Raw genomic sequence first — 19,920 nt, 5'->3', positions numbered from 1 at the left:
CTTGGGTCTTGGGTCTTAGTAGACGAAAACATTTCAAATAAGAATGAAAATTCGCAAAGCAAAAAAAGAAGATATTCCCGCTATAGTTTCGATGATTGCCAATGATAAATTAGGCCAACTTCGTGAGGATTATCGAGATCCACTTCCTCAAAAATATTTTAGGGCTTTTGAAGCTATTGATTCAGATTCCAACCAAGAGCTTATGGTCTGTGAAGCTTCTGCAGGTCAAATTATAGGTACTTTGCAATTGAGCTTTATACCATACTTGACCTACCAAGGCGGCATAAGGGCACAGATTGAAGCGGTCAGGGTGCATGAGACTTATCGCGGCAAAGGTATCGGGCAACAATTGTTTGAATGGGCAATCGCACGGGCCAAAGAAAAAGGCGCCCACGTGTTACAATTGACCACTGACAAAAAGCGACCCGAGGCCCTAAAATTTTATGAAAAACTAGGTTTTAGTGCTTCGCATGAAGGTATGAAATTACACTTATAACCTTAATTGCAATTTGCCAGTTTAGCATCAATTTGCACCAATAAAGGCCATAGATAGGTTGCGTAGTCTTTGGTATGATATCCCCAAAAATCAAAAAGTGGGTGCTGCTCTTCTATTGCCAGGTCATTGATTCGTAAATCACCTTCCTCTGGCATAAATGCCACGTTAAGTCCAATTTGATTATTTGAATCCCTTCTCATTCTAGCGACGTACAGATTATCATGCCCTATATAATTGAATCCATAGTTTGCATTGACATTGCCGCCTAAAACAATATATCTGAAAGAAGTCAAGGTGTCGGGAATATATGCTTCATCCATTACAAACCAATCTGTCTGCAAATCGATTGTTCTATTTATTACCCCATACCGTACAAATTCTTCATTAAACCAAGGTAGATCTGTTGTGAAAAAGTTGATGGGCTGCCCCTCTTTGAAACTCGCCCAATTCTGAATACAACCGCACTCATCGACCTCCCTACACAAAGGAATATTTTCAAATTGTCCACCTGCGTAGTTCCCCTCATCAGCATATACATTGACCATACCTGCTAAAACAGCCGTGACAAGCTTATCGCGCATCTGAACATCATTGTCAAAAAGATCTCTGAGTAACATTGCTATTAAATAAGAACCTTGAGAGTGCCCGGCAAGAATTATTTTATTGCCCCTATTATAGTTGTTCAAATATTCAACGAACGCAGCTTTGATATCGCTATAAGATTGCATTATGATATTTGCCTGCACGGTTTTATCTACTCCATCCTGTAAGTACGTAGGACCGGTAGACTGCCTATATCTTGGGGAAAATATTCTTCCGTATTTGGCGAATTGGCCGGCTTGTGCAACAATGGTCAAGTCAATTCGCGATGTGGGTTGTTCATCAAGCGGTATAAGTTCAGGTGCGGTAGCGATACCGTCTAATAAGGTTGGGTGCACAAAAAACACATCAACCCCTGTATTGATTTTAGCATTATTCGCTATTGGTATACTACCAATTAGTGCTAAGTCTTTATCTACAAGTCCTATGTCTAAATCATAATTTGAAATTAGATTTACCACTTGATCGGGGTGAAATGCCCAATTACCTATAGAACTATAATCTAATAAAGATATAGGTTGTTCCAGTACTTCCCGTGGTTCTTCTTCAACAATATCAATAACAGGTTCCATATTGTCCGTACAAGTCCACATAACAACCGGAATGAGGTAGGCAAAAATCTTTTTCATAACAAAAAGTATTTTCGCAAAGTGCCAATATACACTCTGACTCTATATATAAATCAAACGTGCAGATAGCCCGTAAATTTCATTTAATTCAATTGGCAAAGGAAAGCTTAAAAATATCCATTAAAAACCCGCACTTAAAAACAATACGTTTCTTTTCTATTAAACTGTATTTTTTGCCTTTTCAAAATCTTCAAATCCATTCAATTTATAGTAGATCCCGTGTCTTAAATTGACATGTTTTGTTTTGGTATTCGCAAATATAAACCAACAATTTTAGCGGTACCATTTTAAAATCCCGCCTCCTTTGCCTATTTTGCAATTACCAAATAGAAACTTGATATGCAGACGGTAACCAGACTTTTCGATTTTCCTTATTACCAGAAAGAAAAATACAACCTACAAAATGCGTTGGTAAGTAAAAAAGATGGAAAATGGGTCAGTACCTCTACCCAACAATATATCGATCAGGCCAATGCCATAAGTAGGGGGTTGTTGCGTTTGGGGGTCAAACCCAATGATAAGATCGCTATCATTTCGATGACCAATAGAACGGAATGGAACATTTGTGACATTGGTATTTTACAGACCGGGGCCCAGAATGTGCCTATATATCCCACGATTTCAGAAGAAGACTATGAATATGTACTTAATCATTCTGAAGCAACATATTGTTTTGTGTCATGTCAAGACGTCTTGGACAAAGTATTGTCCATCAGTGGAAAATTAAAAAAGCTAAAAGATGTGTTCAGTTTTGACGACCTCCCAAATTGTACACATTGGTCAACGGTTCTTGAAAAAGGAGCGGATACTTCCAATCAAGATAAGGTAGAAGAACTTAAAGCGGCGGTGAAACCAGATGACTTGGCCACCCTTATTTATACTTCGGGCACGACCGGAAGACCTAAAGGGGTAATGCTGTCCCATGATAATATCGTTTCAAACGTCATTGCCAGTGAGCTACGGGTACCTTTTGAAGCAGAAGCTTCTGCGCTCAGTTTTCTGCCCGTCTGCCATATATTTGAACGCATGATCTTGTACTTATACCAATATTGTGGAATTAACATCTATTTTGCCGAAGGATTGGATAAGATAAGTGATAACCTCAAAGAGGTAAAACCCAATGTCATGACAGTAGTACCCAGGTTACTTGAAAAAGTCTATGATTCCATTATAGCAAAGGGTACGGCACTTGAAGGTATAAAGCAAAAGCTTTTTTTCTGGGCCGTCGAACTCGGTTTAAAATATGAACCATATGGTGCCAATGGCTGGTGGTATGAGAAAAGGCTTGGATTGGCCCGTAAATTGATTTTTAGCAAATGGAAAGAGGGCTTGGGTGGCAATTTGGAAACCATGGTATCGGGTAGTGCCGCGTTGCAACCTCGATTAAGTAGAATTTTTGGGGCAGCCGGCATTCCAGTAATGGAAGGGTATGGTCTCACTGAGACCTCACCGGTTATTTCCGTCAACCAAGAAGCTGGGAGTGGTTGGAAAATAGGATCGGTAGGTCGTATCATTGACAAGGTTGAGATTAAGATAGCAGATGACGGAGAAATTTTATGTAAGGGACCCAATGTGATGCTGGGCTACTACAAAGATCCTGAAAAGACAGCCGAAGTATTAAAGGACGGGTACTTTCATACCGGTGATATCGGAGAGGTGGATGCTGATGGTTTTTTGCGGATTACCGACCGTAAAAAAGAAATGTTCAAAACCTCTGGAGGTAAATATGTAGCGCCGCAATTATTGGAAAATCGTTTCAAACAATCACGGTTTATTGAACAGATCATGGTTGTTGGTGAAGGGGAAAAAATGCCCGCTGCCCTTATCCAACCTAATTTTGAATTTTTATTCGCATGGGCTGAGCGACACAACATTACATTGAGTGAGAATTCAGATATTGTGCTAAACGAAAAGGTTATTGCCCGAATTCAAGAAGAAGTCGATCTCGCCAACGAGGAGTTTGCAAAATGGGAAAAGGTAAAACAGTTTCGTTTGACCCCCGATGTTTGGAGTATTGATGATGGACATCTTACACCAACCATGAAATTGCGCAGAAAAATTGTCAAAGAGAAATACATTAAGTTGTACAATAATATCTATGGGCATTAAGAATTGTACGGGTCGATAATCTTCCTCAATTGAACCAGTAGCAATGGCATTTGAAAAGTATAGTACGGAAAAGCTCAAAAGAACGCAAAAAAGCCTACTTATTTTTAGTATTGTAGCACTGCTTTTAATGTGTGTTGCGCTGGCATTTGGTTTGTACCAAAGTTCGAAACACCATAACAACACCCTTATATTTTTGGTTCCGACGGTCTTTGGCCCTTTGGCAATTATACCTAATATGGTTTCCGCATCCATAGGTAATGAACTGAAAAAAAGAAATAAAACCAATTCTTGAATACCCGGTAAACCGTTTTTGAGGTAATCCCAAGCGGGATTAAATTTATTATGCATGCATAATAAATTTTCATTATCTTTGAAATTGAATGTATCGGTTTATGCAAGATTTAACCATTGACTATGCCTTAAGGGCAACTTGGCAAGCTGTCACCAAAATGTATAATGAAGAAGCCAAAAATTATGGGTTGACCATGGCGATTGGTTTCACTTTGCTAAGTATTGACCCAAAAAAAGGTACTCCAAGTACAGCACTTGGCCCTAAAATGGGGATGGAAGGTACCAGTCTATCAAGAATATTGAAAAACATTGAGGAAAAAGGCTATATTGAGAGAAGACCCAACCCTAACGATGGTCGTGGTGTGCTCATTCATTTGACTGCTTTGGGGCTTGATAAAAGAAAAGATTCAAAAGAAGTAGTACTTCGTTTCAATGAAGCGGTTAAAGGGCACATTGCCATGGAAGACCTCAACGGTTTTTTTAAGACCATTGATTTAATAAATAAATTGATCCTCGACAAAAGTATTTACGCAAAAACAACAACTAATTAATTCATTTCTTATACATGAAGCGACATATCAATAAAGTTGCCGTAATCGGTTCTGGTATCATGGGCAGCGGTATCGCCTGCCATTTTGCCAATATCGGAGTCGAAGTTTTACTATTGGATATTGTTCCAAGGGAGTTGAATGATAAAGAAAAAGTGAAGGGTCTCTCCCTCAACGACAAGGTAGTTAGAAATCGCTTGGTCAATGAGGCGCTTACAACTGCCCTTAAATCAAAACCTTCGCCCATTTACCACCAAAAGTTCGCCCAGCGGATTACCACGGGCAATTTAGAGGACGATATTGCAAAAGTAGCCCAAGTAGACTGGATCATTGAGGTCGTAGTGGAGCGATTGGATATCAAAAAACAGGTGTTTGAAAATCTTGAAAAGTATAGAACACCCGGCACCTTGATCACTTCAAATACCTCGGGTATCCCGATTAAATTTATGAGTGAAGGTAGAAGTGATGACTTTCAGAAGCATTTCTGCGGAACCCACTTCTTTAATCCTGCACGTTATTTAAAACTTTTTGAGATTATTCCAGGTCCAAAGACCGACCCCTCAGTACTGGAGTTCTTGAACGGCTACGGCGAGCAATTTTTGGGCAAAACTTCAGTCGTGGCCAAAGATACGCCTGCTTTTATTGGTAACCGTATCGGTATTTTCAGTATTCAAAGCCTATTTCATGCGGTGAAAGAATTGGGAATGACGGTTGAGGAAGTAGATAAATTGACCGGACCCGTAATTGGTAGACCAAAATCGGCAACTTTCAGAACTGTTGACGTTGTTGGGTTGGATACCCTGGTTCATGTGGCCACGGGAATTTCAGAAAATTGCCAAGATGACGAAAGGCACGAACTGTTCGCGCTACCCGACTTTATCAAGACTATGATGGAAAACAAATGGCTGGGGAGTAAAACCGGACAAGGCTTTTATAAAAAAGTTAAAGGAGACAAAGGCCAAAGCGAGATTTTGACCTTGGATTTGGGCACCATGGACTACCGCTCCAAAAAAAGCGCCAAGTTTGCCACCCTTGAGCTAACAAAAACCATTGACAATGTCATTGACCGCTTTACGGTACTTACCGGTGGAAAAGACAAGGCTGGGGAGTTTTATAGAAAGAGTTTCGGACAGTTATTTGCTTATGTATCGCATCGTATTCCAGAAATTACGGATGAACTGTACAAGATTGATGATGCCATGAAAGCTGGCTTTGGTTGGGAACACGGTCCTTTTCAAATTTGGGATGCCGTAGGTCTCGACAAAGGATTGGAATTTATCGCAGCGGAAAATCAAGAAGCCGCCAAATGGGTCGGTGAAATGAAAGCTGCAGGAATGGATTCATTCTATTCGGTCAAAGATGGGGCGACCTACTTCTATGACATTCCGAAGAAAGAAATGGTAAAAATTCCCGGACAGGATGCCTTTATCATTTTGGATAACATTCGTAAATCCAAAGAAGTCTTTAAAAATAGCGGCGTCGTAATTGAAGATCTAGGTGATGGTATCTTGAACTGTGAGTTCCAATCTAAAATGAATACCATTGGTGGTGATGTTTTGGCCGGGCTAAATAAAGCTATCGACCTTGCCGAAAAAGATTTTCAGGGGTTGGTAGTCGGTAATCAAGCTGCTAACTTCTCTGTTGGCGCCAATATAGGTATGATATTCATGATGGCCGTCGAACAAGAGTACGATGAATTGAATAGGGCCATCAAAATGTTCCAAGACACGATGATGCGTATGCGTTATTCGTCCATACCCACAATTTCCGCACCACACGGAATGACCTTGGGTGGAGGTTGTGAATTGTCATTACACGCCGATAAGGTCGTTGCCGCAGCGGAGACCTACATCGGATTGGTCGAATTTGGCGTTGGGGTGATTCCCGGTGGTGGTGGCTCAAAGGAGTTCGCCTTAAGGGCATCGGATTCCTTTAGAAAAGGGGATGTGGAATTGAATATCCTTCAAGAATACTTTTTGACCATTGGTATGGCCAAAGTATCAACATCCGCTTATGAAGCCTATGATTTAGGAATCCTTCAAAAAGGAAAGGACATTGTAGTCGTCAATAAAGACAGACAAATTGCAACCGCCAAAGCACATGCACAGTTAATGGCCGAAGCAGGTTACACTAGACCCCCAAAGCGTAACGATGTCAAGGTTTTGGGCAAGCAAGCGTTGGGAATGTTCTTAGTGGGAACGGATTCCATGGAAGCCAGTAGATATATCAGTGAACATGACAAGAAAATCGCCAATAAACTGGCTTATGTCATGGCGGGTGGAGATCTTTCAGAGCCAAGTTACGTATCAGAGCAATACCTTCTTGATATCGAACGGGAAGCGTTCTTATCACTCTGTACAGAGCGCAAAACCTTAGAACGTATCCAACATATGTTGAAGACGGGGAAACCTTTGCGCAACTAGGGCCCCTAATCCCAAAGGGGGAACAAAAGTGAAATTCAGTAATGATGAAGAATAAAAAATTAAATCAAAAATTTTAAACTAAAATCCTATTGACCCCTAATAGGAATTCCCCCTTTGGGGGTTAGGGGGCTAATATGAAAACAGCATACATAGTAAAAGGATATCGTACGGCAGTAGGGAAAGCTCCCAAGGGAGTCTTCCGATTTAAAAGAACCGATGAATTGGCGGCGGAGACCATTCAACACATGATGAAAGAACTGCCCCAACTGGACAAAAAGCGTATTGATGACGTTATTGTAGGTAATGCGATGCCCGAAGGATCCCAGGGTCTGAATATGGCGCGATTAATATCGTTGATGGGGTTGGATATTGTTGATGTTCCTGGAGTCACCGTAAACCGTTTTTGTTCTTCGGGAATAGAAACTATTGGTATCGCGACCGCAAAGATTCAAGCCGGTATGGCAGATTGCATCATTGCTGGTGGTGCGGAAAGTATGAGTGCGGTTCCCATGACAGGTTATAAGACCGAATTGAACTATGATATTGTAAAGGCGGGTCATGAAGACTATTACTGGGGTATGGGCAATACGGCTGAAGCTGTCGCCCAAGAGTACAAGGTTTCGCGTGAAGATCAAGACGAATTTGCTTATAATTCACATATGAAAGCACTTCGTGCGCAGGCCGAAGACCGTTTTCAAGATCAAATAGTTCCTATTGAAGTGGAACAGACTTTCGTTGGGCCTGATGGAAAAAAAGCAACTAAAAAATATACAGTTACTAAAGATGAAGGTCCAAGAAAAGGCACTTCTACGGAAGTATTGAATAAGCTGCGACCCGTATTTGCTGCAAACGGCAGTGTTACTGCTGGTAATTCTTCACAAATGAGTGATGGCGCTGCATTCGTAATGGTCGTAAGCGAAGAACTCATGAAAGAACTCAATTTAGAGCCTATTGCCCGATTGGTAAACTATGCAGCTGCCGGTGTACCGCCACGCATAATGGGTATCGGCCCTGTTGCAGCTGTGCCAAAGGCCCTCAAACAAGCTGGTCTAAAACAAGAAGATATTGAGTTGATTGAATTGAACGAAGCATTTGCGTCGCAATCCTTAGCCGTAATTCGTGAATTGGGCTTAAATCAAGATATCGTTAATGTGAATGGTGGTGCAATTGCGTTAGGGCATCCCCTGGGCTGTACCGGGGCGAAGTTATCAGTTCAATTATTTGATGAAATGCGCAAGCGTAACATGCAGGGCAAATACGGTATGGTAACGATGTGTGTAGGAACCGGTCAGGGTGCCGCAGGGATATTTGAATTTTTAAATTAAAAAGATATAAGACTTTAGTATTGAGTACTAAGATTGCAATCAAAGCCCTCAATACGCATTACTTAATACTAACACGAATAAAATGAGTGCTGAAACCTTAGAAAAAGAAATACTACGAGGAGGTCAATTTTTGGTCAAGGAGACCAATTGTGAAGATGTATTCACCTTAGAAGACCTTAATGAAGAACAAAAAATGATGCGCGAAAGCACCAAAGAGTTCGTTGACAGGGAGCTTTGGGCGCATTGGGAACGATTTGAGAAAAAAGATTACGCCTACACTGAAGAAACCATGCGTAAAGCAGGTGAACTGGGCTTGTTAAGTGTTGCCGTACCAGAATCATATGGCGGTATGGGAATGGGCTTTGTTTCCACTATGTTGGTCTGTGATTACATTTCTGGCGCAACAGGTTCTTTTAGTACCGCTTTTGGAGCCCATACGGGAATTGGCACCATGCCGATTACCTTATATGGAACAGAAGAACAAAAGCAAAAATACGTGCCCAAACTAGCTTCTGGTGAATGGTTTGGTGCTTACTGTCTAACGGAACCAGGAGCTGGTTCTGATGCCAACTCTGGTAAGACCAAAGCAGTCCTTTCCGAAGATGGTAAATACTACAGTATTACCGGACAGAAAATGTGGATCTCCAATGCCGGATTTTGTAATCTTTTTATTGTTTTTGCAAGAATAGAAGACGACAAGAACATTACCGGATTTATTGTTGAAAATGACCCATCAAACGGAATCACCCTAGGTGATGAAGAAAAGAAGTTGGGCATTCACTCCTCCTCTACTCGTCAGGTATTTTTTAATGAAACCAAAGTTCCCGTTGAGAATATGCTTTCAGAGCGTGGTAATGGATTTAAAATTGCCATGAACGCCTTGAATGTAGGTCGCATCAAGTTGGCTGCTGCCTGTTTAGAGGCACAACGCCGTGTGATCAACGAAGCGACCAAGTACGCCAACGAGCGAATCCAGTTCAAGACGCCTATTATGAATTTTGGGGCTATAAAAGCGAAAATCGCTGATATGGCCACCAATGCCTATGTTGATGAAGCAGCATGTTATCGTGCAGCCAAAAACATCGAAGACCGAATTGCCATTCGCGAGGCAGAGGGAAATACCCACCAAGAAGCCGAATTGAAAGGCGTTGAAGAATATGCCATAGAATGTTCCATCTTAAAAGTGGCCGTTTCAGAACATGTACAACAGACAACTGATGAGGGTATCCAAATCTTTGGGGGTATGGGCTTTAGTGCAGATACGCCTATGGAATCGGCTTGGAGGGATGCCCGTATTTCACGAATCTATGAGGGTACCAATGAGATCAACCGTATGTTGGCAGTCGGTATGTTGGTCAAAAAAGCGATGAAAGGCCATGTAGATTTGTTGGGACCGGCAACAGCTGTTGGGGAAGAACTTATGGGAATCCCATCATTCGACACTCCGGACTTTTCTGAACTATTCGCTGAGGAAAAAGATTTGATCAAACGCCTGAAGAAAGTGTTTTTGATGGTAGCTGGTAGCGCCGTACAAAAATTCGGTCCGCAATTAGAGGAGCACCAGCAGTTATTAATGGCCGCTTCTGATATTTTGATTCAAGTTTATCTGGCAGAATCGACCATTCTAAGAACAGAAAAAAATGCCAAGCGCTCAGGTGAGGATTCCCAGGCAACACAAATAGCCATGTCCAAATACTACTTGTACCGTGCAGTGGACATTGTAACCCAAAAAGGCAAAGAAGCCATTGTTTCATTTGCTGAAGGTGACGAACAGCGCATGATGCTTATGGGCCTCAAACGTTTTACGAAATATACAAACCAACCCAATGTGGTGACACTGCGCACACAAATCGCAGATAAAGTGGCTGCAGATAACGGGTATACCTTTGACTAATTCAAATAACCACTTCATTTGAAGTGTAATTTGAGAAACCGCCCTTTACCTAGGGCGGTTTTTTTTATGTATCGTTTTGTCGTATGTCTATTAGCCACTAATTTTATACGATGAATAAGAACCTATTTGACCAGCTTTATGACACCACTACCTTTGAATCTTTCGGTCATGAGCTGATTGGTGAAATCAAAGCCCATATTCAAAACACTACATCTGACAAAAACCCAAAAACCCTATCATGGAACGAACCTGAGAAGGAACTGGCCTTTTGGAAAGACTTTTTGATAAATGGTGCTAAAGAAGATTTTTTTTCAGAAGTACTAAAACGTACGACCCATACCCATCATCCCAAATATGTGGGGCACCAAGTGTCCGCTGCCGCTCCGATAACCACACTATCGGCAATGGTCAGTGCGTTGTTGAACAACGGCATGGCCGTTTATGAAATGGGGATGGCCCCTTCTGCAATCGAAAAAGTGGTCACCGATTCCATATGCCAGAAAATTGGCTACAAAGCGGATTATGGTGGATTGTTGACCTCTGGGGGAACCTTGGCCAACCTCACTGCTTTATTATCCGCAAGAAGGGCGAAAATTAAACGCGATATTTGGAACGAAGGATATTCTGAACAACTTGGCATCATGGTCTGTGAGCAGGCCCATTATTGTATCGATCGTGCCGTAAAAATAATGGGGCTGGGCGAACAAGGTATTATTAAGGTTCCGTCCAAAGACAATTTTGCTATGGATACTGCCCAATTGCTATCCTCTTATGAAGAAGCAACAGCAAAGGGAATCCATATTTTTGCCATCGTAGGCAGTGCTCCCTCAACTGCGACCGGAGCCTATGATGATTTAAATGCCATAGCTGATTTTGCCAAAGAAAAAAACCTATGGTTTCATGTAGATGGAGCCCATGGTGGTGCGGCCATATATTCCAACAAGTATAATTATTTGCTCGAGGGTATAGTGCATTCTGATTCCGTAGTCATTGATGGCCATAAAATGATGCTTATGCCAACCATAACCACGGCCTTGTTATTTAAAAACAAAGGGCACGCACAGCATACGTTCAGCCAAAAAGCGGATTACTTACTGAATGAGGATGAAGAAGCTGATTGGATCAACAGCGGCAAAAAGACTTTTGAATGTACCAAAACCATGATGTGTATGCATTGGTATGTTTTACTCAAATTCTATGGAGAACAGGTATTTAATGAATTTGTAACGCGTCAATATGATTTGGCCAAAGATTTCGAAAAAACACTTTTAAAAGATTCAAATTTTGAACTGGCCACGTCTCCCATGTCCAATATTCTCTGTTTTCGGTACACTGGCAATACGCTTGATGATTCAAAGCTAAATCAGCTAAATACAGCCATCAGACAAGAATTACTCGTCGAGGGTGAATTCTATTTGGTGCAAACAAAACTTAACGGAAAACAATACTTGAGAACCAGTTTGATGAATCCGTTTACCACCATAGATCATTTAGAACGGTTACAGGAAAAAATCAAGGTAAAAGGGCAGCACCTGTCGAAAAACGTACGCTGGGTTTAACTTATTGATTCCAATATCTTTTCTTCACTTTGCTTTCTAGAAAAATTGATGGCACATTCAATCAATGCCAAGTGCGAGTAGGCCTGAGGGAAGTTCCCTAAAAGCCTTTTCGTCTTAAAATCAATATCCTCACTGAATAAGCCCAAATGGTTACTATAGCTCAATAATTGCTCAAAATGGGCCAAGGCTTTTTCCTCTTCCCCTATTTTGAACAGTGCATTGATAAACCAAAATGTACAAATGGTAAACGAAGACGATGGTAATCCGAAATCATCCTCATTTTTATAGCGGTACAATAGGCCATCATTACTCAACTCTTTTTCAATGGCTTTTACCGTACTGATGAATTTAGGGTCTTTGGCATCGATAAACCCATACGATTCCATCAATAAAATAGAGGCATCCAAATCTGATGAGCCATAAGACTGTACAAACGCTTGTACATCTTCATTCCAGGCATTCGCATGGATATCGGCTTTGATTTCCTTTTCCAATGCCGACCATTGCTCAATTTTACGATGCTTACCAAATATTTTAGCGACTTTTATGGCCCTATCCAAAGCCACCCAACACAATACTTTTGAGAAGGTAAAATGCCTGTCCTCACCTCGAAACTCCCAGATACCCTTATCTGGTTCTTGCCAGTGTTTGTTGACGATCCATACGATACCTTTGGTAATGCTCCATAGTTCTTCCCCATTTTCGATATCGTTGCTGAACTTGGCCAATTGCTCATAGATAACATCCATCAAAATACCGTAAATATCGTTTTGCTTTTGCTTGTATGCCGCGTTTCCGATACGTACCGGTTTAGAGCCTTTGTATCCATCAAGATGTTCCAACGTTTGTTCGGTAAGCTTCTTTTCTTTATTGATACCGTACATGATTTGAAGCTTTTCGTCCTTATCGGGCATCAAATCAATAATAAACTGAAGGTATCGTTTTGCGGAGTTTTTATGCCCGAGTTCAGAGACCACTTTTATCACCATGGACGCGTCGCGTATCCAACAAAAACGATAGTCCCAATTACGTACTTCACCGATGGTCTCAGGTAAAGAAGTTGTTGGTGCTGCCAGTACCGCACCCGTTTTGTCGTAAGTAAGCATTTTCAAGGTAAGTGCACTGCGGATGATTTGGGGATTGAACTTTTTGTACGTAGGCGTCCTATCGACCCAATCCAACCAATAAATCTTAGTGCGCTCCAATTCAAGGGCCATCTTCTCAACACTACACTTTAGTATTTTCTCATTGTAGCATACCGAAAAATAGCCGTCCTCCTTTAGGGTGATCTCTTCGCCATTGACCACATGGTTTTTATTGAATGAGGTATATAGAAAAAGTGTATCGAACTTTTCCTTATTGGTAAGGCTGACGATAAAATTGTTTTTGACATGATTGGCTGTTTCCCCTTTGGCATATTCAAGCTTTGGATCGTACAATACCGAAAATTTAGGCACGCCCGATATGTGTTTGACGTACCGAACGATCTCAGGAGGGGCATTGTACTTACCGGTCAGTTTATGATACCTAGGCATGAAATCATGCAATTCAAATATATTTTCCCCATCAGAATACCGCGTAATCAGAATGGAGGTGTTGGGGTGGTATCGTTGTGTAATCTCGTAGTTGTATTTTGTGATGATTTCAAAACTTCCCCCTTTTTTCTCATCTAACAGTTTTGCAAATACCGAGGTAGAGTCAAATTGGGGTAAACAACACCAGTCTAAAGATCCTGTGTTAGAAATTAAGGCGGCACTTCGGCAATTTCCAATTATTCCGTAATTTAGGTTATTCATGTGGGAATCTTATTTTCTTGTAGTTATTGTAGGTTTTTTCTTTCTTATTAATCGAAAAAACACCATTTTTATTTCATTTTTACACTAAAACTTATTTATGAGTAAAACTATAATTATTTCCAATAGGCTGCCAGTACAATTGCAAATAAGTGATGGTGGTTTATCGGCAATACCAAGTGTTGGTGGTTTGGCCACAGGTATGAAGTCCGTACATAGCGGTAGTGAAAGTCTGTGGATAGGTTGGTCAGGGCTTACCGATGAGGATATCCCAGAAGAACTTTCGGCGACCATTGATGCGGCATTAAAGGAACATGGTTGCTCTAAAGTAAGGCTCACTGCGCAAGATGTTGATGGATTTTATTTTGGCTTCAGTAATCGAACCATTTGGCCGTTGTTCCATTATTTTTTGGAATACTCTGAGTTCGAACTTGATTTTTGGGAGAGCTATAAGGCCGTAAACCAAAAGTTCGCGGACGCCATTTTAGAGGAAGCCGGTGATGACGATATCATTTGGGTACATGACTACCAACTCATGCTGGTGCCCCAGATGGTCAAAGAAAAACGGCCCAACGCTACCATAGGGTTCTTTTTGCATATTCCGTTTCCCTCATACGAGATATTCAGGACCTTGCCCTGGCGTGAAGAAGTTCTAGAAGGACTGCTCGGTGCCGATTTATTGGGTTTTCATACCTATGATTATGAACGTCATTTTTTAAGCTCGGTAAGAAGGCTTTTGGGTCTAGAGGTCAGTTTCAATGATATCTATCTTGAAAACAGGGTCATAAAGGTAGATTCGTTCCCCATGGGTATTGATTATGACAAGTTTCACAAAGCGGCCAAGACCAGTGCCGCCTTAAAGGGTACGGAACGCTCGGACCTACAAAAAAAGTTGGACGAACACAAAAAATCAGCTCCAGATACCAAATTAATAGTTTCCATCGACCGTTTGGACTATAGTAAGGGTATTGCAAAACGCCTCAATGCTTTTGAGTATTTTTTGAACAAATATCCCGAGTACAAAGAAAAAGTGCGTTTGATCATCTTGGCCGTACCCTCAAGATCCAATGTACCGCAGTACCAATTGCTCAAAAGGGAAATCGATGAGTTGGTGGGGCGTATCAATGGCGAACTTTCAACAGTGAACTGGACGCCTATATGGTATTTCTATCGATCTCTACCTTTTGAAAATCTAATAGATCTGTACACCTCTAGCGATATTGCGTGGCTCACCCCACTTCGTGACGGTATGAATCTGGTCGCAAAGGAATACATTGCCACACGAACTGATAAGACCGGGGTCTTGATCCTTAGTGAGATGGCAGGTTCAGCCTATGAGATGAACGAGGCCTTACTGATCAATCCCAATAATTTTGAAGAACAGGCAGATACCTTAAAACAAGCGATAACCATGCCCAAAGAAGAACAAATGGCCCGTAATATGTTCTTACAAAACCGTTTGAAACGTTATAATGTGGAAGTTTGGGCGAACGAGTTCATGAATTCGTTACAAGGGCAGCGCCAAGGCTTGGGCACCAATGTATCCCAAAAAATGGATGCCAATTTATTGGAATCTGTGGCAAAAGAGTATAGAGCTTCCAAAAAACGGCTTTTGTTCTTGGATTATGATGGTACCTTGACCGGTTTCCATAAAGATCCGCAAAAAGCTTCTCCAGATGAAGAACTATACAATTTGTTAGACCAGCTGCACCAACAAAAAGATACTACGGTATTCTTGATCAGTGGTAGGGATAAAGAAACGTTTTCAAGATGGTTCTTACCAAAAAAATACAATATGATCGTAGAACATGGCGTCTGGATTTCAAGGGATGGGGAAGAATTCAAACTCTTGGAAAATGTAAAAGGGGATTGGATGGAAAAAATACAACCTGTATTGGAATCATTCGTAGACCGAACACCAGGATCATTCATAGAAGAAAAAAACTATTCCCTGGCATGGCATTACAGAAATACGGACCCCGACTTTGGCCAAAAAAGGGCTACCGAACTCAATACCGTACTTACGAGCCTAATTGGCAATGACGATATCAGTGTCTTGAACGGTAATAAGGTTATGGAGGTCAAAAGTAGTAATGTCAATAAAGGTCGTGCCTCAGTGCGTATTTTAGGGGAAGATGATTACGATTTTGTCTTCGCTATAGGTGATGATTGGACCGATGAGTTCATGTTTCAAGAATTACCCGAAAGTGCGGTCACGATAAAGGTCGGACTTCAAAAAACACAAGCCAAATACCATGTAGAGGGCACTAAGAAGGTTCGTGAATTATTAAAACGGTTTTCAGACCTGTAAGCGCATGAAGAAAAATATCGTCTTCCCCATACTCGTTTTTTTGGCTTCCTGTTCTACAGAAGGTACTCAAGATGAAGTTTTCAATGAAACTTCTGAAGCGCTTCAACTTCTATCCGGTGATATGCGCTTAAAACATGAGGGCATTCCAAGCGGCGTTCCCGAAACTTACAATTGGGTTGAGGGGCCAAGAATTGGGTACGGCAATTTCCCTCCGGAAGGATGGAACGCTTTTTTACCATGGGGACAGGTGTATTTGGAAAAAGGGGCGACCCCAAAAGCAAGCACTTGGTTTCAAATAAAAAACCTCCAAGCATGGTATTTAAGTGAAAAAAGTAATACTTGGATAGAATGGGTCAACACCTCGACTATTGACGGGGCCAATTATGCAGAGAATTTTCAAGATGACACCAATATTCCTGCTGACATTGTGGTCAATGGCATAAACGGAATCTCATCTACCCTTCAAGCAGGATATAATTTTCATTTTTGGAACGGCGAAGGAAGAACTAGCATTGACCCTGATGATATAGCGGGTATTTGGGTATCCCTAGAATCAAGGATAGTCAAAAATGCGGAAGGGGATGAAAATGACACCGAACCGCCCAAGTTGTTGATGGGCGCGGGTGCCGATTATTGGCGAAGTTTAGATGCCCCTTGGGATAATTTTACAACGAATGGCGATGTGATGATCGGCAGGTTTAGGTTCTTGACCAATGAATGGCAGACGTTTCATGCACATACTTTAAACGACCAGCAAATCAGAACCAATCCCCCACCAATATAAAAATGACATGAAAAAAATTTTGACCCTACTATCATTGATGATTGCCGCGGCTTTGTATTCCCAAACGGATACTGAAGTCTACCTATTTGATCTTGATATTGAGGGTGATAAAGTTGAATTATCAAATCCAAAAAATATTTCAAATAATCAAGGATACGACAATCAGCCTTCCTTTTTTGATAAGGACAAGGTGCTGTTTGCCGCTACCCGCGAAGAACAGACAGATGTATTGTTATTCGATATCGTCAATGGAAGTGCTAAAACTTGGTTGACCGACACCCCTACCGGCGGTGAATATTCCCCACTTAAAATTCCTGGTAAAAATGCATTTTCCGCCATTCGTTTAGACCTTGACGGCCTTCAAAGATTGTATGAATACGACGTGAAAACCGGTGCTTCAAAGGTATTGTTAGAAGGCTTAAAAGTTGGTTACCATGTATGGTTTAATAAACATATTATTGTATGCACCGTTTTAAAGGAGAACCGAATGGACCTGGTTGTTTCCAACCTAAAGGACAATACGAACTATACCGTTCAAAAAAATGTGGGTAGGTCGCTTCATAAGATTCCTGATACCGAAACAATAAGCTATATCAGTAAAGAAAGTGGGCATTGGGCCATAAAGTCACTGGATCCCATTTCTGGGAGTACGTTCAAAATAATCGACACCTATGGCAAAACGGAAGATATGTGCTGGCTACCCAATGGTTCCATTCTGGCCGGAGCTGGAAAAGCCCTCGTTTATGCACAACCTGAAAACGGGTTGGAATGGAAGCAACTTACCTATTTCCCCCATGAAGAAATTCATTCCATAAGTAGGATAGTTGCCAATACTGACGGGACTCGATTAGCCTTTGTTTCGGAAATATCACCAAGAACAATAGTTCAAAAACAATTGGATGCCTATAATGCCAAGGATATTGATAGGTTTCTTGCGACCTTTAGCGATGATATCGAATTATTCGACTACCCAAGTAAATCCGTTGGAAAAGGAAAGGCTAAGATGCGCGAAATGTATCAGGGCTTTTTTGCCAAAACACCAGATCTCAATTGTGAACTAAAAAACAGGATTGTTTTAGGGAACAAAGTCATTGATGAAGAGTATATTACGGCAAACGGTTCAAATTTTAGTGCGGTGGCGATTTATGAGGTTAAAAATGGTAAAATTGCCAAAGTCACTTTTATTCGATAATTTTCGACAGTGAAATATCTTCATAATATCAGCCGAATCGAAGCCTTCAGTGATGGTGTTTTTGCATTTGCGGCCACGCTGATGGTAGTCAACTTTAATATGGAGAATGACCTATCTTTTACAAAATCAACGGTTACTGGTTTTCTAAGTTTTTTCGTAAGCTTCTTTGTTTTGGTAGCACTTTGGTGGGTGCATTACAACTTTTTTAGAAGAACCAATTACATGGACAATTTGATCATAGCGTACAATGGGATCTTATTATTCGTTATTCTATACTACGTTTTCCCCTTAAAGACCCTAGTGCAATCGTGGATGGGTGAAGGGGTTACTTCGCAAAATAGCCTGGCCTCTTTGTTCATGCTATACGGAGTTGGCTTTTTGTTGATATTCCTGTGCTTTGCCCTGATGTACCATAGGGCATTCAAAAAGTCAAAGGATACGGCAAATTCATTATCCCTTTACTTTTATGCCAGACACTTTTTAGTCTTTGTTCTTGTGGCACTTATCTCTATAGTATTGGCATATTTCCAAATTGGAATACAATTTGGTTTGCCTGGTTTTATCTATGCGATTTTAGGTCCCCTATGTGCCTTACACTCCTACCTATTTTACAAACAATTTGATTTTAGTTGATATGAAAAAAATTACACTACTTATTTTGATGCTATCCCTTAACGGTTATGCGCAAACCGATACACGAATGTACGATATCATCAATGCGGTCTCTGCGGAGCGTATCGAAAATGATATTACCACCTTGGCCAATTTCGGAACACGCCATACCCTAAGCGATACCGTTTCGCAGACCAGGGGTATTGGTGCTGCTAGACGTTGGATTAAAAGTGAATTTGATAAAATATCCTCAGCATGTTCAGACTGCCTTGAAGTGTTCTACCAAAAAGACTTGGTTGAAAAAGGCACAAATCAACGTATTGTCAAAGATGTATGGGTAGTCAATGTCGTTGCGATCAAAAGGGGTACCAAATACCCAAATCGATTTATCATCATGAGCGGGGATATTGATTCGCGGGTCAGTGACCCCAACAATTTCACCTCAGAATCGCCAGGGGCGAACGATAATGCAACGGGTATGGCAGGCACCATTGAAGCTGCCCGTGTTCTTTCTAAATACGATTTTGAAAGCAGTATCATCTTTGTTGGCTTGTCGGGCGAAGAGCAGGGCTTATTTGGCGGAAAGGGCCTAGCGGCACATGCCAAAGAAAAAGGCTGGGATATTGTCGGAATTCTAAACAACGATATGATAGGCAATATCAAAGGGGTCGATGGGGTCATCAGTAACCGCGACTTTAGAATATTCTCTGAACCGGTTCCCCCTACCGAAACCGAAAGCGAACGTAATAGACGTCGATTTTATGGGGGTGAGGTTGATGGAATCTCACGCCAACTGGCGCGTTATGTACACAAAAACGTAAAAATGTACATGCCCGAAATGAATCCGATGCTCATCTACCGTTTAGACAGGTTTGGTCGCGGCGGGCATCATCGCCCTTTCAATGATGCCGGTTTTGCCGGAATTAGAATTATGGAATCCCACGAAAATTATACCCAGCAACATCAAGATATTCGAGTTGAAGATGGCATTGCGTACGGTGATGTGCTAGAGCATGTCAATTTTGAATATGCAAAAAAACTGACTGCAGTAAATGCAATCAACTTAGCGTCAATAGCTTGGGCTCCGCCAGCACCTGAAAAAGTTGAAATTGGGGGTATTGTTGAACCGTCTGCAAAATTCCGTTGGAGTGTCGTGGATGGTGCCATAGGGTACAAGATTTATTGGCGTGATACGACCTCTCCTACATGGGATAATTATAAATTTGTAAGAAATACCAACAATTTTACGTTAGATGGTATTGTAATTGATAATTATTTTTTCGGAATTGCCGCAGTAGGGAAAGATGGACACGAAAGTCCTATTGTTTTTCCAAACGCTGTATTTAGATAAAGG

14 protein-coding genes are annotated in these 19,920 nt (G+C 41.3%); 12 read left to right on the top strand and 2 right to left on the bottom strand.

The features are described 5' to 3' along the window. Positions 1 to 43 precede the first annotated feature (43 nt). Positions 44 to 496: a GNAT family N-acetyltransferase gene (locus tag AACM45_RS00865; RefSeq protein ID WP_339140171.1), complete on the top strand. Its 453-nt coding sequence runs from the start codon at positions 44 to 46 to the stop codon at positions 494 to 496. 2 nt (positions 497 to 498) lie between these two features. Here the strand turns inward: AACM45_RS00865 and AACM45_RS00860 are convergent, their stop codons facing one another. Further along, positions 499 to 1,725 (bottom strand): DUF3089 domain-containing protein, encoded by a 1,227-nt coding sequence (locus AACM45_RS00860; protein ID WP_339140170.1) that lies wholly within the window; start codon positions 1,723 to 1,725, stop codon positions 499 to 501. Between the two features lie 339 nt (positions 1,726 to 2,064). Between AACM45_RS00860 and AACM45_RS00855 the strand changes: the two genes are divergently transcribed. From AACM45_RS00855 to AACM45_RS00830, 6 genes are all read left to right on the top strand, one after another. Continuing rightward, complete coding sequence (locus tag AACM45_RS00855) at positions 2,065 to 3,834, top strand: AMP-dependent synthetase/ligase (RefSeq protein ID WP_339140169.1); 1,770 nt, start codon at positions 2,065 to 2,067, stop codon at positions 3,832 to 3,834. Between the two features lie 392 nt (positions 3,835 to 4,226). Then, a complete protein-coding gene (locus tag AACM45_RS00850; RefSeq protein ID WP_339140168.1) occupies positions 4,227 to 4,676 on the top strand; it encodes a MarR family winged helix-turn-helix transcriptional regulator in 450 nt (149 codons plus the stop codon). 14 nt (positions 4,677 to 4,690) lie between these two features. Then, positions 4,691 to 7,096 (top strand): 3-hydroxyacyl-CoA dehydrogenase/enoyl-CoA hydratase family protein, encoded by a 2,406-nt coding sequence (locus tag AACM45_RS00845; protein ID WP_339140167.1) that lies wholly within the window; start codon positions 4,691 to 4,693, stop codon positions 7,094 to 7,096. 134 nt (positions 7,097 to 7,230) lie between these two features. Beyond that, entirely contained in the window at positions 7,231 to 8,421 is a 1,191-nt protein-coding gene (locus tag AACM45_RS00840; RefSeq protein WP_339140166.1) for an acetyl-CoA C-acyltransferase, read from the top strand. 82 nt (positions 8,422 to 8,503) lie between these two features. Next, positions 8,504 to 10,315 carry an acyl-CoA dehydrogenase family protein gene (locus tag AACM45_RS00835; RefSeq protein ID WP_339140165.1) on the top strand — a complete coding sequence of 604 codons (1,812 nt, stop codon included), beginning with the start codon at positions 8,504 to 8,506 and terminating at the stop codon, positions 10,313 to 10,315. Between the two features lie 110 nt (positions 10,316 to 10,425). After that, positions 10,426 to 11,874 carry a pyridoxal phosphate-dependent decarboxylase family protein gene (locus AACM45_RS00830; RefSeq protein ID WP_339140164.1) on the top strand — a complete coding sequence of 483 codons (1,449 nt, stop codon included), beginning with the start codon at positions 10,426 to 10,428 and terminating at the stop codon, positions 11,872 to 11,874. Here the strand turns inward: AACM45_RS00830 and AACM45_RS00825 are convergent. Further along, positions 11,871 to 13,670 carry a glycoside hydrolase family 15 protein gene (locus AACM45_RS00825; RefSeq protein ID WP_339140163.1) on the bottom strand — a complete coding sequence of 600 codons (1,800 nt, stop codon included), beginning with the start codon at positions 13,668 to 13,670 and terminating at the stop codon, positions 11,871 to 11,873. The two genes, AACM45_RS00830 and AACM45_RS00825, sit on opposite strands and share 4 nt — an antisense overlap. A 97-nt stretch (positions 13,671 to 13,767) precedes the next feature. On the opposite strand from AACM45_RS00825, the gene AACM45_RS00820 reads away from it, so the two are divergent. From AACM45_RS00820 to AACM45_RS00800, 5 genes are read left to right on the top strand one after another with little or no spacing between them, the layout of a single operon-like run. After that, positions 13,768 to 15,978: a bifunctional alpha,alpha-trehalose-phosphate synthase (UDP-forming)/trehalose-phosphatase gene (locus AACM45_RS00820; protein WP_339140162.1), complete on the top strand. Its 2,211-nt coding sequence runs from the start codon at positions 13,768 to 13,770 to the stop codon at positions 15,976 to 15,978. A gap of 4 nt (positions 15,979 to 15,982) precedes the next feature. Next, positions 15,983 to 16,762: a hypothetical protein gene (locus AACM45_RS00815; protein ID WP_339140161.1), complete on the top strand. Its 780-nt coding sequence runs from the start codon at positions 15,983 to 15,985 to the stop codon at positions 16,760 to 16,762. Positions 16,763 to 16,769: 7 nt separating this feature from the next. Continuing rightward, entirely contained in the window at positions 16,770 to 17,954 is a 1,185-nt protein-coding gene (locus AACM45_RS00810; protein ID WP_339140160.1) for a nuclear transport factor 2 family protein, read from the top strand. A 9-nt stretch (positions 17,955 to 17,963) separates the two neighbouring features. Then, complete coding sequence (locus tag AACM45_RS00805; RefSeq protein WP_339140159.1) at positions 17,964 to 18,587, top strand: TMEM175 family protein; 624 nt, start codon at positions 17,964 to 17,966, stop codon at positions 18,585 to 18,587. Between the two features lies 1 nt (position 18,588). Next, positions 18,589 to 19,917 carry a M28 family metallopeptidase gene (locus AACM45_RS00800; RefSeq protein WP_339140158.1) on the top strand — a complete coding sequence of 443 codons (1,329 nt, stop codon included), beginning with the start codon at positions 18,589 to 18,591 and terminating at the stop codon, positions 19,915 to 19,917. Positions 19,918 to 19,920 lie beyond the last annotated feature (3 nt).

Source organism: Croceitalea sp. MTPC5 (assembly GCF_036985505.1).
In the GTDB taxonomy this organism is placed as follows: domain Bacteria; phylum Bacteroidota; class Bacteroidia; order Flavobacteriales; family Flavobacteriaceae; genus Croceitalea.
Note: the sequence above shows the minus strand (reverse complement) of the source record. Positions and strands in the feature narration are given on the sequence as shown.